This window comes from Aminipila butyrica (assembly GCF_010669305.1).
Classification (GTDB): domain Bacteria; phylum Bacillota; class Clostridia; order Peptostreptococcales; family Anaerovoracaceae; genus Aminipila; species Aminipila butyrica.
Genome location: NZ_CP048649.1, coordinates 2,775,984 through 2,792,077 on the forward strand (window position 1 = coordinate 2,775,984; position 16,094 = coordinate 2,792,077).

General features: G+C 46.9%; 12 protein-coding genes and 1 pseudogene. 3 read left to right on the forward strand and 10 right to left on the reverse strand.

Annotated features, from left to right (window positions below; all coding sequences use genetic code 11):
- Positions 1-55: 55 nt before the first annotated feature.
- Together Ami103574_RS13170 and Ami103574_RS13175 are read right to left on the reverse strand one after the other, a co-directional pair.
- Positions 56-736: a DUF4956 domain-containing protein gene (locus Ami103574_RS13170; protein WP_163067428.1), complete on the reverse strand. Its 681-nt coding sequence runs from the start codon at positions 734-736 to the stop codon at positions 56-58.
- Complete coding sequence (locus Ami103574_RS13175) at positions 729-1,469, reverse strand: polyphosphate polymerase domain-containing protein (RefSeq protein ID WP_163067429.1); 741 nt, start codon at positions 1,467-1,469, stop codon at positions 729-731. Before Ami103574_RS13175 ends, Ami103574_RS13170 begins: the two co-directional genes overlap by 8 nt.
- A gap of 321 nt (positions 1,470-1,790) precedes the next feature.
- Between Ami103574_RS13175 and Ami103574_RS13180 the strand changes: the two genes are divergently transcribed.
- Positions 1,791-2,306, forward strand: coding sequence for a ferritin (locus tag Ami103574_RS13180; RefSeq protein ID WP_163067430.1), 516 nt, complete (start codon positions 1,791-1,793; stop codon positions 2,304-2,306).
- A gap of 82 nt (positions 2,307-2,388) precedes the next feature.
- Here the strand turns inward: Ami103574_RS13180 and Ami103574_RS13185 are convergent, their stop codons facing one another.
- From Ami103574_RS13185 to uvrB, 3 genes are all read right to left on the reverse strand, one after another.
- A complete protein-coding gene (locus tag Ami103574_RS13185; RefSeq protein ID WP_163067431.1) occupies positions 2,389-3,822 on the reverse strand; it encodes a nicotinate phosphoribosyltransferase in 1,434 nt (477 codons plus the stop codon).
- Between the two features lie 198 nt (positions 3,823-4,020).
- A complete protein-coding gene (gene uvrA / locus Ami103574_RS13190; RefSeq protein WP_163067432.1) occupies positions 4,021-6,864 on the reverse strand; it encodes an excinuclease ABC subunit UvrA in 2,844 nt (947 codons plus the stop codon).
- A gap of 76 nt (positions 6,865-6,940) precedes the next feature.
- The gene (uvrB, locus tag Ami103574_RS13195) at positions 6,941-8,917 is read right to left on the reverse strand and encodes an excinuclease ABC subunit UvrB (RefSeq protein ID WP_163067433.1); all 1,977 of its coding nucleotides are present in this window, start codon (positions 8,915-8,917) and stop codon (positions 6,941-6,943) included.
- A gap of 527 nt (positions 8,918-9,444) precedes the next feature.
- On the opposite strand from uvrB, the gene Ami103574_RS13200 reads away from it, so the two are divergent.
- Both Ami103574_RS13200 and Ami103574_RS13205 read left to right on the forward strand, forming a co-directional pair.
- A complete protein-coding gene (locus tag Ami103574_RS13200) occupies positions 9,445-10,851 on the forward strand; it encodes a citrate/2-methylcitrate synthase (RefSeq protein WP_163067434.1) in 1,407 nt (468 codons plus the stop codon).
- Positions 10,852-10,949: 98 nt separating this feature from the next.
- On the forward strand, positions 10,950-11,618 hold the full coding sequence (locus tag Ami103574_RS13205; protein WP_163067435.1) for a prepilin peptidase: 669 nt from the start codon (positions 10,950-10,952) through the stop codon (positions 11,616-11,618).
- Positions 11,619-11,645: 27 nt separating this feature from the next.
- Here the strand turns inward: Ami103574_RS13205 and Ami103574_RS13210 are convergent, their stop codons facing one another.
- The 5 genes and pseudogenes from Ami103574_RS13210 to Ami103574_RS13230 form a co-directional block, all read right to left on the reverse strand.
- Positions 11,646-12,521 carry a helix-turn-helix domain-containing protein gene (locus Ami103574_RS13210; protein ID WP_163067436.1) on the reverse strand — a complete coding sequence of 292 codons (876 nt, stop codon included), beginning with the start codon at positions 12,519-12,521 and terminating at the stop codon, positions 11,646-11,648.
- Between the two features lie 82 nt (positions 12,522-12,603).
- The gene (locus Ami103574_RS13215; protein ID WP_163067437.1) at positions 12,604-13,245 is read right to left on the reverse strand and encodes a TetR/AcrR family transcriptional regulator; all 642 of its coding nucleotides are present in this window, start codon (positions 13,243-13,245) and stop codon (positions 12,604-12,606) included.
- Between the two features lie 97 nt (positions 13,246-13,342).
- Positions 13,343-14,293, reverse strand: coding sequence for an HlyD family secretion protein (locus Ami103574_RS13220; protein WP_163067438.1), 951 nt, complete (start codon positions 14,291-14,293; stop codon positions 13,343-13,345).
- A 15-nt stretch (positions 14,294-14,308) separates the two neighbouring features.
- Positions 14,309-15,315, reverse strand: a pseudogene (locus tag Ami103574_RS16060) (ABC transporter permease).
- Entirely contained in the window at positions 15,312-16,049 is a 738-nt protein-coding gene (locus Ami103574_RS13230) for an ABC transporter ATP-binding protein (protein ID WP_163067439.1), read from the reverse strand. The pseudogene Ami103574_RS16060 and the gene Ami103574_RS13230 overlap by 4 nt, the downstream one beginning before the upstream one ends.
- Positions 16,050-16,094 lie beyond the last annotated feature (45 nt).

The following is a 16,094-nucleotide window of genomic DNA, read 5'->3' on the forward strand; positions in this document are numbered from 1 at the left end:
CGTCCTCAATTACTTTAATTTCCATTATGCTTCTATCATTCTGTGCTTTCATGCTTTACTCTCCGCCCAGGGTCATGGTTATGTTCAGGTTGCCGTTCCTCACCCGCAGTTCATCGATAAATTCCTTTTCTGAGGTCCCTGCCTTTAAGGTTACTTCATAGCTGGCTTCGTACAGAGACCCTAAATCCGTCGTCTTAATCCGTTGCAAAACATGTCTGCGTGCATATTGCTGAAAGACTTCTTCAAAGGCATTTTCGTAATTCAAGTCCTCTGGAATAATAATCTTTAATCTCTTTGATTTGCCATTATCCCCTAGATTTAGTTTCTCTAAAATCAACATGATTGCGGACATAAAGACTACGAAAAGGCTGCTGCCCAGATACATGCCTACGCCACAACCCACACCGGCAGCGGTGGCGAAAAAGATATAGCCGATGTCTTTAGCATCTCCCGGTGCACTTCGAAACCGAATGATGGACAACACTCCTGCCAGGGAGAAAGCCCTTGCTACATTGCTTCCTACAAAGAGAATAATAACAGCTAAAATAATTGGTAACATAATCAAGGTGATGGAAAAACTTTTCCGATTCATCGCGTATCGATTAGATATTAAATAGGCAGCTGCAATGATAATACCCAAACCCAAAGCTACAATCATGGCCAGCACCACCTCTAAATTAGTGGTTTCAGCACTGGATAAGGTGGTCGTTAAATTTTCTGTAATAGAATTAAGCATAAATAACCTCCTTTTCCTCTTCGTTCATTCGGATAAATTTTTTGTATTCTGCTCCGTACTTCGAGAAGCTGACACTGCGAAGTTCTTCTTCGGCCAACAGTTGAGTCAGCCACAGCGGCATGGCCTTAGACGTCTTAATCTCCATTAGCCACGTATTTCTTGGCAGCAGAAGATGTCCGTAGTCGCCATCTTCCAGTCGGAGATTTTCCCGCCGGGAGCGAACATTGGTGTCAAAGGATATTCTCAGATCGGCATTACCTTTTTCAAAGTAAGCCATGCGGTCGTAAGCAATAATTACCTTTGGATAAAGCTTATAATTCTGCACCATGTAGGATAGTTCTTTTAGAACCTGTACGTTCATATAGTCCTGCACCGCAATCTTCCCCCTATTTTCGATAAGACGTAAAGCGTCCTGAACCGTAATCTTTGTTCGCCTCTTGTTTACCAAGCCTTGCACCTTTTTCTTAATTTCCAAGAAGGCTATGTCTTCCTTCTTTGCCGCCCCGTACGTTCTCAGCCGAACCTTTTCTTTGTATAAGGGTTTAGACAGGGAGGTACGAATCAAATGATTATCTGCGGTGTCAAAATACAGGTTGCAGATGGAGTAGGTCTTGCGGCCAATATTATTCTTATCTGGTGTCATGTGCTTTTCTATTTCTTCCAGCACATGTATCATCTGTTTCTCTCCTACAAAATATTTTTTTTCGAATCTATTAAAAACTTCTATCGCCATATTACAGTCCTTTCTCTTCTTGCTTCTCAGCAATATTTTCCAACAACTTATGGTCCTATTATGCTCCCCCAATGTGTAGCCTCCAAAAGCGTTATGTGAATTAAATGAAAAGAAAATGTGAAGAATATGTAAATTGCGTTCGCCATCTCCTCTGCGCAGAAAGAATTATATTACCCAACAAAAGGGTGTATAGAAGTAAAATATCTCCAATTTTTATTTTCACCGAAGACAGGCTGTGATATAATTAAAGAAAGCACAAAAGTGAAGAAACTTTGCTTATATGAGTGTTGCTCAAGTTATAATAGAAAGGATGGAAATAATATGTTAAACCCAGAAGTATCCAGGTTATTAAACGAACAGGTAAATAAGGAGTTTTATTCAGCCTACCTTTATATGGCTATGGCAAATTATTATGCGGATCAGAATCTCAGTGGCTTTGAACACTGGTTTGTTATCCAAATGCAGGAAGAAAGAGATCATGCCCTGTTATTCCGTCAGTACTTATTAAACAATGGGGCGCAGGTTACTCTAACAGAAATTGCAGCTCCTGAAAATAGTTACGCCGACTTTAAAGAGCCTTTAACAAAGGCTTTAGAGCACGAGCAGTACGTGACAGAATCCATTAATACCATCTATGAAGCAGCTTACCAGAGTAGAGATTTCCGTACGATGCAGTTTCTCGACTGGTTTGTTAAGGAACAAGGCGAAGAAGAAAAGAATGCTGGCGATAATATAAAGAAATTCGAATTATTTGCAGGGGATCCTAAGGGCCTCTATATGTTGGACAACGAGTTCAACGCAAGAGTATATGCCGCCCCTTCACTAGTGTTAGACTAAGTCTTTTCTGCCTATAAAAATACCCGCTTGTTGCCCAGGTTTATTGACCTGATACAACAAGCGGGTATTTTTTATGTGATATTTAAAAGTTCTGGTGGGCTTCAATAAGCTGGTGCTTTGTCTGCCACAACTTTGGCGACAAGTCTACATAATAAATCTGCGGGTTCTCAAACCGCAGCAGTTCGTCCCACAGGGTGCTGATCTGCTGACGGCAATATTCCTTGATTTCATCGATGGAGGGACTTTCATACACGCACTGACCTGCTTTAAAAATTGGTACATGGAGGTCCTTCGCATAAAAATTCTCAATAGTTTTCCGCTTCCACACAGCCTGCGGATCAAAGATCTCATAAGGCTGGTCCTCCGAAATGGTCTCACCATCCAAAGTGATTACGTCAGCGATAACCCGGTTGGTATCCTTGTCAAAAAGACGATATACTGTCTTAAATCCTGGATTAGTAATCTTGCCCACATTCTCACTGATTTTTATTTTAGGAATCATCTTTCCGTCCTTTTCCAAAGCGGAAAGCTTATATACTCCGCCAAACACTGGCTCGGATTTGGAAGTAATCAATCGCTCGCCAACCCCAAAGGAATCGATACAAGCTCCTTCTAAAATTACATCTCGAATAATGAACTCGTCCAAAGAATTCGACACTACAATGCTGCATTCCTGCAACCCCGCCTCATCCAGCATGGCTCGGGCCCGCTTGGTCAAGTACGTCACATCTCCGCTGTCAATACGAATCCCCATCTTCTCCGGCTTCATTTCTTTGAAAATGCGAATGGCATTAGGAACGCCAGATTTCAGCACGTTATACGTGTCTACCAGCAGCACGCAGTTGTCTGGGTAAATCTCTGCATATTTTTTAAAAGCCTGGTATTCATCATCAAACATCTGAACCCAGCTGTGAGCCATAGTCCCCAGGGCCAAAATTCCGTAATCCCGTTCGGATATGGCACAGGCCGTGCCGATACAACCTCCGATATAAGCCGCCCGAGAGCCCAGTACTGCCGCTGAAGCTCCATGGGCGCGCCTGGTGCCGAATTCCATAACTCCCCGCCCCTTAGCCGCTCGGACAATACGATTAGCCTTGGTGGCAATCAAACTCTGATGATTAATCAACAGTAAAACCATGGTTTCCACAAACTGAGCTTGCATGAGTGGTCCTCTGACCGTCACCAGCGGTTCACCCGGAAAGATGGGGGTTCCTTCCGGAATAGCCCACACGTCACAAGTAAATTTAAAGCTTCGTAAATAGTCCAAAAATTCCTCGCTGAACATGTCTTTGCCTCGCAGATATTGAAGATCTTCCTCGGAGAAGGATAAATCCTTCAGATATTCGATGAGCTGCTCCAGCCCAGCCATGATGGCAAACCCGCCGCCATCCGGTATTTTTCTGAAAAACATATCAAAGTAGGCGATGTCATTAGCCATATCTGTCTCAAAATATCCATTTGCCATGGTCAACTCGTAAAAGTCTGTCAGCATGGTCAGGTTAAGTCCCTTTGTCATGGGATGTTCCTCCGTTTTCCTATCATTTATTTAGCAGCCTCTCTTAAAGAGCTGCTAAATTCACCGAAGCCCCTGCACCTAGTTAAGGCAGGGGGCTCCGATGCTTTTCTCCATTATGCCACCCTAAACTCCAAGTGTAAAGGGGGAATTCCAACAACTGGCTGTTTAGACACCTTCCTGGTAAGTGACTTTCCACTGTTATAGGAGTTTCTTTAAGAAGGCCCCTGTATAAGAATCCTTATTAGCGGCCAACTCCTCTGGTGTTCCAGTACCGACAATTGTGCCTCCCCGGTTTCCGCCGTCCGGACCTAAATCAATAAGGTAATCCGCCATCTTGATGACTTCCAGATTGTGCTCGATGACCACCACACTATTTCCTGCATCCACCAGCTTTTCCAACACCTGAATCAGTTTGTCCACATCAGCAAAGTGTAGCCCGGTAGTAGGCTCGTCTAAAATGTACATGGTCTTGCCGGTGCTTCTTTTCGACAGCTCCGAAGCCAGCTTAATCCGCTGAGCCTCGCCTCCTGACAGCTGAGTGGATGGCTGGCCCAGCTTAATGTAGCCCAGCCCCACCTCCTCTAAGGTTTCCATCTGTCGAGAGATGCTAGGAATATGCTGAAAGAATTCCGCTGCCTCAGACACATTCATATCCAACACATCAAAAATGCTTTTTCCCTTGTACTTGACCTCCAAGGTCTCCCGGTTATACCTTCGGCCTTTGCAGACTTCGCAAGGCACATATACATCCGGCAGGAAGTGCATCTCAATTTTGATGATGCCGTCCCCTCCGCAGGCTTCACATCGTCCGCCTTTTACATTAAAACTGAAACGGCCCTTTTCATATCCTCGAACCTTAGATTCCGGCAGCTGAGCAAACAAGTCTCGAATATGGGTAAACACCCCTGTATACGTAGCCGGATTGGAGCGAGGCGTCCGTCCAATAGGCGCCTGATTGATGTCGATGATTTTATCCACGTTATCCATACCCAGAATATCGTCGTGAGCTCCCGGTCGGTCTTTGGCCCGGTAAATCTTTTTTGCCAAACCTTTGTAGAGAATCTCATTAATCAAACTGCTTTTGCCGGAACCGGAAACCCCGGTAACACAAACTAGTTTTCCCAGAGGAATATCCACATCTACATTTTGCAGGTTATTTTCCCTGGCCCCGGTGATGCGAATAGACAGACCATTGCCTTCCCTCCGCTTCTCCGGCACCCGAATGACCTTAGCCCCAGATAAATACTGACCCGTCAGAGACCGCTGGCATTTTTTGATTTCCTCAATGCTGCCCTGGGCTACTACTTCACCACCGTGAATACCTGCACCTGGACCAATATCCACTACGTGGTCCGCCGCATACATGGTGTCTTCATCGTGCTCTACCACCAACAGTGTATTTCCGATGTCCGTCAAATGCCGTAAGGTTTTCAACAGCTTTTCATTGTCCTTCTGATGAAGACCGATACTAGGCTCGTCCAAAATATACAGCACGCCTACCAGACTGGAACCAATCTGAGTGGCCAGCCGAATCCGCTGGGATTCGCCGCCGGACAAGGTGCCAGAAGCCCGAGAAAGCGTCAAATAATCTAGCCCTACATCCACTAAGAAACCCAGGCGTGACTTAATCTCTTTGAGAATCTGATGCGCAATCATTTCTTCCTTGCTGGTCAGTTTCAATCCTGATACAAAAGCGATGGCATCCCGAATTGGCATATCCGACAGTTCGGCCAGATTCCTGCCGCCTACGGTTACGGCCAGCACCTCCGGCTTCAGCCGCTTACCGCCGCACTGTTCACAAGGGGTGATGCGCATGTATTGCAGCATCCGGTCTTTCATATATTCAGAATTGGTCTCTTGATACCGCCTCTCCAGATTATTGATAACGCCCTCAAAAGGGTGATCCCGATAAGATTCGGAATTATTATTCTTACTCTTATAATAGTATTTCAGATGTCTGCTGCCTGTACCATAAAGCAGTTCTTTTTTGAACTTGGCAGGAAGCTTGTTGTATGGTGTATTTAGGTCCACCCCGTGATCTTCGGCTAAAGCATCCACCATCTGCCGGTAGAAGCTGCCAGTCACATCCATGGAAGCAAAAATATTGCTTAGACATCCCTCTATAATACTCAACTCCGGCTGCTCAATAATCAGCTCCGGGTCGATGCGCTGAGTGAAACCTAAACCATTGCATTCCGGGCAAGCCCCAAAAGGACTGTTGAAGGAAAACATTCTCGGTTCCAGCTCCTCAATACTCACGCCATGTTCCGGGCAGGCCAGCTTTGTAGAAAATATCCGATCATAGATTTCTTCCTGATCCTTTTCTTGAATCTGAGTGACCACCAGGCCATTTCCGTGGGCGATAGACAGCTCGGTAGCCTCTGCCAGCCGGCTTTCTGCACCTTCTTTAATGACGATTCGATCCACCACGATTTCGATGGTATGCTTAAAGGTCTTTTCCAACTTGACCTCTTCTTCTGTTATGTTGACCTGCTTACCATCAATTCGGGCTCTGGTAAAGCCTTCCTTGCGAATCCGTTCCAGAATTTTCTCGTGTTCGCCCTTCCGCTCCCGGATAACCGGCGCCAGCATGGTCACTCTAGTCCCATCGCCTAACAGCATTAAACTATCTACGATCTGGTCTACCGATTGGCTCTTGATTTCCCGCTGACAGATTGGGCAATGTGGAATACCGATTCTGGCATACATCAGACGCAGATAATCATGAATCTCTGTGACCGTTCCCACCGTAGAACGAGGGTTCTTACTCGTCGTCTTCTGATCGATGGATATAGCTGGTGACAAGCCCTCGATATAATCCACATCCGGTTTCTCCATCTGTCCTAAAAACTGCCGGGCGTAGGAGGATAAGCTCTCCATGTACCGCCGCTGCCCTTCCGCATAGATGGTATCAAAGGCCAGGGAGGATTTTCCCGACCCGGACAGGCCGGTAAGAACCACCATCTGATCTCTGGGAATAGTAATGTCAATATTTTTTAGATTGTGCTCATTAGCACCTTTTATAATAATTTCGTTTGTCATCTCTTCTCCATCTGTATTCGTTCTTATTCTATCCGTTTCCTTCAAGCCTGGAAAGAACCCACCAATCAGTTAGGCCTTACAGCTTGACCTTATATTCAAAAATTAAGTCTCTCAGCTGAGCTGCCCGTTCGAACTGCAGGTCTCCGGCAGCCTGCTTCATCTCTTTTTCCAGTTTCTTCACATATTCCGCCAACTCTTTCTTGGTCAGTTCCAGCGGAGTCTTGCCGGCGTAATATTCCAGTTCTTCCTCGGCAGCCTTGGTAGCTTCGATGATCGCCCGCACGGCTTTCTTTACTGTGGTCGGTGTAATGCCATGCTGCTCGTTGTAAGCCTGCTGTATGCCCCGTCTTCGCTCCGTCTCGTCGATGGCCCTCTTCATGGCATCGCTGATACCGTCTGCATACATGATTACTCGTCCCTGAGCATTTCTGGCTGCCCGCCCGATGGTCTGAATCAGAGAAGTCTCTGTCCGCAGAAAGCCTTGCTTATCTGCATCCAAAATCACGACCAGAGAAACCTCCGGTATGTCCAAGCCTTCCCGCAGCAGGTTGATGCCTACCAGCACATCAAAGACACCCAGCCGCAGGTCTCGCAGGATTTCCATCCGCTCCAGGGTATCGATCTCCGAGTGAAGGTATTTAACCCGAATGCCCACGTTTTTCAAATAGTCGGTCAAACTCTCAGACATCTTCTTCGTCAGGGTGGTGATGAAGACCCGTTCCCCTTTCTCCGTCACGCTGTTGATTTCCCCAATGAGATCGTCAATCTGCCCCTCTGATCGGCGAATCTCAATACTCGGATCCAACAGACCTGTCGGTCGAATCACTTGCTCTGCTGAAATGCCGCCGCTGCTCTCCACCTCATATTTTGCCGGGGTGGCGCTGACATATACAGCTTGCCTAACCAGCTTTTCAAATTCTTCAAATTGCAGTGGCCGGTTATCCAAGGCAGAGGGCAGCCGGAAACCATAATCCACTAAAGAAGATTTTCTGGACCGGTCTCCAGCGTACATGGCGTGAAGCTGAGGAAGCATTACATGAGATTCATCGATGACCAGCAGAAAGTCTTCTGGAAAATAGTCAATTAACGTGTATGGCCGATTGCCTGGCGGCAGTCCGTTGATGTGTCGGGAATAGTTTTCGATGCCCTTACAACTGCCCACTTCCCGAAGCATTTCTAAATCATAATGAGTCCGTTGCTCGATTCGCTGGGCCTCCAGCAGCTTGCCCCGGTCCTTAAACCAGGTCACCTGCTCCTTCAGTTCCTCCTGAATCGTCACGATGGCTTTTTCCATATTTTCCTTAGAAGTAACATAATGTGAAGCCGGATAAATAGCCACATGGTTTCGCAAGCCCAAAATTTCTCCCGTCACCGGATTCAACTCCTTGATGGTCTCAATCTCGTCTCCGAACAGCTCGATGCGCACTGCATTTTCCGCTCCTGCCGGATAGATGTCAATGACATCACCTCTAGCCCGGAAGGTCCCTCTGGCAAAAGCCATATCGTTTCTGGTATACTGGATGTCTACCAGCTTTCGCAAAATATCGTGTCGGCTTTTCTCCATGCCCGGTCGCAGAGACAGCATCTGATTCTCATAATCAAAAGGACTTCCCAAGCCATAGATGCAGGAAACGCTGGCCACGATAATGACATCTTTTCTCTCTGCTAAAGCGGCTGTAGCCGAATGGCGAAGCTTTTCAATTTCATCGTTTATATCCGAATCCTTTTCAATATACGTATCGGTGGAAGGCACATAGGCTTCCGGCTGATAATAATCATAGTAGCTGACAAAATACTCCACCGCATTGTTAGGGAAAAATTCTTTGAATTCTCCGCAGAGCTGAGCCGCCAGCGTTTTATTGTGTGAAATCACCAACGTAGGCTTCTGTACCCGCTCAATAAGGTTGGCGATGGTAAACGTCTTTCCGGAGCCGGTGACCCCCAGCAGAGTCTGATGTTTTTTCCCCTTGCGAACGCCCTCTGTCAGCCGATCGACGGCCTCTGGCTGATCCCCCATCAGCTTAAAATCTGAAATTATTTTAAATTCTCCCATTTATTTGCCTCTTTCGCATAAAGAACACTTGTTTCCTTCTATCATATCACAGGTCTTTTCTCTTGTCCAGTTTTGATTGATATAACCCTTTTCGCTGTTCCGTCGGCCGCCGCTTATTTTTATTGATAAGGGCAAATATCTTTGCAGCAGCAACGTTCTTATTTTATTTATACCCTTGTTGCAGTTCTTTTATCATGGTATAATAATTGTATCTATTGATAGGTACGGCATAGCCGCAAAAAACCTTCGTTGGAAACTTGTTAGAACGCTGCTAGCGATATAGGCATACAAAACTTTAGGGTAAGTTCAGTCGATATTTTGTAATATCGATTTTATTAAATTTAAGATGGTATACAATTATACATTTTCAAAGCAGGGACCTTTCCTCTATGGAAATCAGTGCTTTCCCTGCATAAATCTGCCTTTACCCATGAAGGGTACAGGTAGGCTGAGATTACATAAAATATAGGAAATATCAACATATTATCTGGATTTCTTATATCATTAAATAGATTGAGGTGATGATTATGAGTGACAATTACGAAGCTTTTACAACAGAAAAGGAAAGGCTTATCGACCGGTTGTCCGAAGAAAAGGCCTTCTGTATGAGCAAGGCCAGGGAATTGAACCGGACTGACATCATTCCGGATTCCCTCTACATTGAAAAAGATGTGAAGCGCGGTCTGCGGAACGCCAACGGAACAGGAGTTATTGTGGGATTGACCAAAGTCGGTGAAGTTATCGGCTACGAGTTTGACCCACAGGGAAACAAGATTGCTATCGACGGCAAACTCTATTACAGAGGCTATGATGTGGAGGATATATTTAACAACTGTGTCCAGGAAAATCGCTTTGGCTTTGAGGAAGTTACCTATCTGCTCCTCTTCGGAGAACTGCCTACTAAAAGTGAGCTGGCCGAATTTAATACCATGCTGGGGTCCAAACGGGAACTGCCCCGAGGCTTTGCCCGAGACATGATTCTGACAGCTCCGTCCCACAGCATTATGAACAAACTGGCCCGGAGCGTACTGGCCATGTATTCCTACGATGACAACCCCGATGACACCTCTGTAGAGAATGTTCTGCGCCAGTCCCTCAGTTTAATCGGGCACTTTCCTGCCTTGATTGCTTATGGCTACCAGGCAAAACGCTCCTCTTTCTACAACGAAAGTCTTCATCTGCACAATCCGATTCCGGAGCTGACCACAGCAGAAAACATCCTGCGTATGCTTCGCCCTACCGGAGAATATACGGATATTGAAGCCAAACTGCTGGATTTGTCCCTGATACTCCATGCTGAACATGGCGGCGGTAATAACTCCACTTTTGCCACTCACTTGGTCTCCTCCTCGGGTACAGATACCTATTCAGCCATTGCCGCCGCCGTAGGCGCCCTAAAAGGGCCAAAACACGGAGGAGCGAATATCGCTGTTATTAACATGATGCACGACTTGTATCAAAATGTGAAAGATATTACAAATGAATCCCAGATTGAGGACTACTTGGTGAAGGTTCTCCGAGGGGAAGCCAACGACCATAGCGGTCTGATTTACGGCCTTGGACACGCCATCTATACCATCTCCGACCCTCGAGCCATCCTGTTGAAGGGGATGGCCAAGAAGCTGGCGGAGAGCAAAGGGCTGGAAGATGCCTTTCACGTGTACGAATTCATTGAAAGTCAGGGAGCAGCCCTCTACAAGGAGGTCAAAGGCATAGATAAACCAATGCCTGCCAATGTGGACCTATACTCTGGCTTCGTGTACCGAGCGCTGAACATTCCCGTAGATATTGCCACACCGCTGTTTGCCACCGCCAGACTTTCCGGCTGGTGTGCCCATCGGCTGGAGGAGATTATCACTGGTCGGCGGCTCATGCGGCCTGCTTATAACGGTGTACAGCCATACTTAAACTATGTGCCTATTCAGAACCGCTGATTCGCTAAGATTAGTTCGGACAATTCTTACAAAAACAAACCTCTTGACAATATATGTAAATTTATTTATATTTTACATATATTGAAAGGAGGTTTTTTATGTTTCCATTATTTCTTCTGAGCCTGCTCTATTCCCTAGCCATCCTCTTTAGTTTTCGGCAGCTGCCAGCCAGCTGGCTCTGCGATTATGGAGAGGCACCCGCGCGCTGCTATGACCAGACCCGCTTGCAAGGGGGGCTGCAATTCATTTTTATCTTCTGCTTTACACTGGTCAGCATGAGTTTGTTTCTACCTGCCACAGGAGCCAATTTGCTGTCTCCAGCGTCCTTTCTGCTGATTCTGCTGCTGGCTCACATCTGCTTGTCAGATATAAGTTATCAAATTATTCCCGATCAGCATGTGGGACTCATCCTGCTGATGGGACTTTTCATCTGGCCTCCAGCTGGATTGTTGAGTAAGCTGGTCGGGCTGACCGTCGGGGCCCTGCCCTTCCTGCTTCTGCTGCTGGCGGGTTTGCTCCTTCGGGGTCAGGAGTGGATTGGCCTAGGGGATGTGAAACTTATGGGCTCCTTGGGTTTTTTTCTGGGGGCTCAAGGGATTATAGCTGTACATGCCCTCAGCGGCCTTCTCAGCGGTTTGCTGACTTTCTGCCTGCTGATCATTCGCTTGCTGACAAGAAAAGGCGGCCTGCCAACCTTCCTTCCCCTGGCTCCCTGTATCAGCCTGGCTTTCGTTATCTGCTGCGGCTATCCACAGTGGTGGAGTTAGGCTCGGAGGCAGATATTCCGGCTTTACTTACACCGTTTTAACAGCAACCAATTCAATATATCCCCTGGTATCAATGGGCTCTAGTTGAATGCGCGGATTTTGATTATCCCAGGAATAGCCGATCAAAGTCGGATCATACTTCTCAATAGAAGCCTGTATTTCCTCAATAGCGAGACAATAGTCTTCTGGCTCAAAAGGCTCTCCTTGAAACATCAAGTATTTTGCAGCTGGCAACTCAATCAGGTCAAACCCCTCTGGTATCATGCCGCGGTAGTCCAAGGAGACTTCAACTCCTTGAACATATTCCGAGGTTCCTGCTTTTTTATAAGATGCCGGAAGCCAGAGACAAACTGGCTCTCCGCTGATAGAATGGATACTTTGAAGCAGCCCCCATACTTCACAGCCAACTTCTTCACAGTAGGCCCAATACTCTGCTGCCTTCACTCCTCTTTTGATAATAACCTTGCGAGCAGGCTTTTCGATGACTTGAATAAATACATTTTTCAGATTTTCCATAGCTTTTCTCCTTTCGACATGCCTAAACTTTACGCCGTAAGGGGTGAACAAATACACCGGCATGGGATTGGTGGCGTACTCCCTTGGATTGCAGCCAAATTCCCGTTGAAAGGCCCGTTGGTACCCGTCCACACTGCCAAAGCCCATTTCAAAGGCTACCTCCGCAATTTTGCAAGTGCTGTCTCGCAACTTTAGCGCGGATTTTGACAGCCGAAACTTGCGGATATAATCCGCAGGCGTCATACCAACCTGACTGACAAACAGCCGATAAGAATACCATGGAGAAAACAAAGATACCGTTGAAAGTTCCGCCAGCGTAATACTTTCAAATAGATTCCTTTCAATATAATCCTGCATGCGCTGTACCGCCTCTACCTGCTCCAACATACCAATCACCTCCTTACACCATTCATTATAGGTTTTTCAAAAGAAAGACTCTCGACCTTTTTTGCCCTTATAGCCCCTTGGCTCAGATACCACCCTCTGCCCCCTGTATCTTCTTCAATTCCTCCGTTACATAGGTGATAGGCCCGGCAAGATTGAACTGAATCATCATCTGGCTCAATTCCGCCATAGAAGGCTTCAGGCCTTTTCTAAACCAATGGCTGATGATACCCACCTGAGCAGAAGCCACGTACTCTAGCGCATATTCCAGTTTCAACCGGTTCCCTGGGCTGATGCCTTTGTCCAGACCAAAGGTATTCACTACGGTCTCCTGCATGATGGTCTTTAACCGACGAACGGTGCTGACCTCTGCCCGTTCCCCGAAAAACAGCTCCAGCAGGCGTTGATTTTCATAAAAGAATTTCCAGGGCAGGACGACCTCTTCAATGGTCTTTCTGGTAATCAACGCTTGCATTACCGGCAAGGCGTGGACCTTCAGCTCCTGAATGGCTTCCTCCTCGACCTTTTCTTTTAAGTCGTAAATATCTTGATAATGGGCATAAAATGTTCCCCTGTTAACTTGGGCCAGATCGCTGATTTCTTTAATGGTAATTTTTTCGATACGCTTTTTCAGATATAGCTGTAAAAACGCATCCCGTATTCGCCCCTTGGTCTCCTGAACTCGCTTAGATTCGTTCTTTCCTGCCATTGATGCTACTGGTTCCATAACGTTCTCCTCTCGGCTTCTTCCTGCCAGCTTCCTGTCTGACGGTTGCGCTCATTTTATATTTTGCTTTACCTTTGGATCATAGGGCGTTCATCCTCTATACTTTTACGTTCACCCTCTGACCTACCTGGAGGTCACTGTCTGCTGGCAACAAGATTTTTACCCGCAGGGTTTTCTGATTTCGGTTGGCCGCAGTCTGCATATCCTTTGGGGTATACTGGGCCTTCACATCCAGGTATTGAACAGTTCCTGTCAGTGTATGCCCTGTCCAGCCCACTTGGGCCTTTTGCCCAAGTTGAATCTGAGCTAACTTTTCTTTTGGATAATAGATGACCACATATCGCTCCGCCTGAGAAGAAATGTCCGCAATATCGTATCCGACAGCTACCACATCGCCTTCTCGATAATTCTGGCTCATAAGGATACCATCACATTGGGCCGTAATCGTGTATTTCTTCAATAAATCCTCTTGCTGGTGCAACTGACTTTCCAAAATGGCCACATCCAGCTGGGCACTGCTGGTGGCCGACTTGTCGCCGGCGTTCTTTAGCTTAGCAGCAGCCGCTGCCTCTGCCGCCGCTGCCGTATCGTCAGCCACCTTGGCGCTGTCCAACGCTTCCTGAGAAATGGCATCCGTCTCGTATAAAGACTTCGCCCGCTGGTAATCCGTTTTGGCCTTCTGGGCTAGAGCCTGAGCACTATCGTAGCTGGCTTGGGCAGCCGTATAATTATTATCCGCTACGCCCCCGGCTCCAACCTTGCTATTTGAGACAGCTAATTTGGCCTTTTGCAAGTTCAGCCTCAGCTGCTCCACCACATATTGCTGATTGGTATCATCGATAACCGCAAGAATATCGCCCTTTTTGATAGTCCCGCCTAATTGGATTGAACTCTCTCTGATCTTGCCAGAAACTTCTGTGGCGTGAGATACCATCACGCCCTCTACCTGCCCTTTATATCCACCGCTATTTTGAATCTGTGTGTAAAAGATTCCAGCACCAACCAAAACCAGCACGATTGCGGCGGCAGCTATTTTCTTTTTTTCCATCACACCTGCCCTCCTCTATATTCGTCGGTACCGCTTAAGCAGCACCGTATTGACCAGCATAAAAATCACCGATAACGCTGCTAGAAGTCCTATATCCGGCAGGATATCCCAAAAGCTGGCCTCCTTCATCATCACTGATTTCAACGCATCTGCCGTGTAATAAAGAGGCATCAGCCTCCCCACCAGTTCCAAGGGGTTTGGCAGGGTGAAAAGCCCGGTAAAAAAGGCCTGGGGCACAATAACCAAAGGAATGAACTGAATCATCTGAAACTCTGAATTGGCTGCTGTAGATAAGAGTATCCCCAAAGTCAAGGCCGCAATAGAAGTCACCAAGGTTATCAGCAGAACCAGCCAGATTGATCCCACCATGAAGACCCCCAGAACATAAATTAAATAACTAGTAATTACAGCTGACTGAACCAGATTGACCAGTCCATACCCCAGCACATATCCGCCCACCACTTCCCATCTATGAATGGCGTAGATAAGACTTTTTCCAATGTACCTGTAGTTCGTTCCTTTAAGAAGGAAATACCGGAAATCAGGAAAACAAAGAAAAACACCAGAAATCCCGTCAAAATAGAAGCAAAGTTATCAAATAAAGATAAGTCTTCGGCTCCGTATACATAGGTAATGTCAGCCATTCGGTCCTTGCGCACCGGCTGTATCCCCTTGCTGGCAGCCTCCAGTGCCTTGATTGCCCTGGCTGCCTGGGTAGAATCGCTGCCGTCCATCCAAACCTGAAGCTTACCGCTTTCTACTGTAGCCACCGCCGCGACCTGGCCTTTCTCTAATGGCTCCAGGTCCTGGCAATCTACAATAACCCCGTTATTTTCATAAAGAGCCTCCCGAAAAGCCTGAGATCCGTTGATAATGCCGATGGTTACTGTATCTTCTGCGGATTCAAAGACGAAGTACAGCAGTGTCAGAATCAGTAAGGGCGCCAGCAGCGTTAGGGCCAGCGTTCGCTTGTCATGTTTTAGTTGCAGCAAAATCCGCTTAGCTAAAGCCCATACCCTCATAACCCGCCTCCTTGCTCCTGACTAAAGTACAAGAACGCATCTTCAATCGTATCTGTCCCTGCTTTTTCCTTGATTTGCTCCGGCGTTCCGGAAGCCAGCAGCCGACCCGCCCGCATCATGGACAATTGGCCACATTTTTCTGCTTCATCCATCACGTGGGTGGTGATGAGAATCGTTACGCCCTCCTCTGCCATTCGGTATAATTCCCGCCAAATATTTCTCCGCAGCAAGGGGTCAATGCCTACCGTGGGCTCATCCAAGATCAATATCTGAGGTTCATGCAAAATAGCCATGGCCAGGGACAGCCGTCGCTTCATTCCTCCTGAAAAGCTGTCCAGGGGGTTATCTAAATTCTTGGTTAAGTCCACCACCTGAATCACCTCCTGAATACGCTTCTGCATCCGCTGCCGTTCTATGCCGTAGAGCTGCCCAAAAAACATCAGGTTTTCCCTAGCGGATAAATCTCCATACAATGCGTCAGACTGAGCCATATAGCCAATGTCTCTCATCAGCTGCAAGTTTGGCATCCTCTTGCCGCCAACCCACACCTCTCCTGCCGTCGCCTCCCAGATACCGGCGATAAGCTTCACCGCAGAGGACTTGCCGCAGCCAGAAGGACCCAGCAGTCCATAAATTTGTCCGTAGGGCACCGCTAGATGAATATTCTCTAAAATCCGTTTTTTTCCAAAGCTCTTTTCCACTCCACGAAGCAGGATGCAGCTTTCGTCCGCCATGTGCTCATCTCCTTTGCTTTCTAAATATAGCAAGCTTGATTCAAA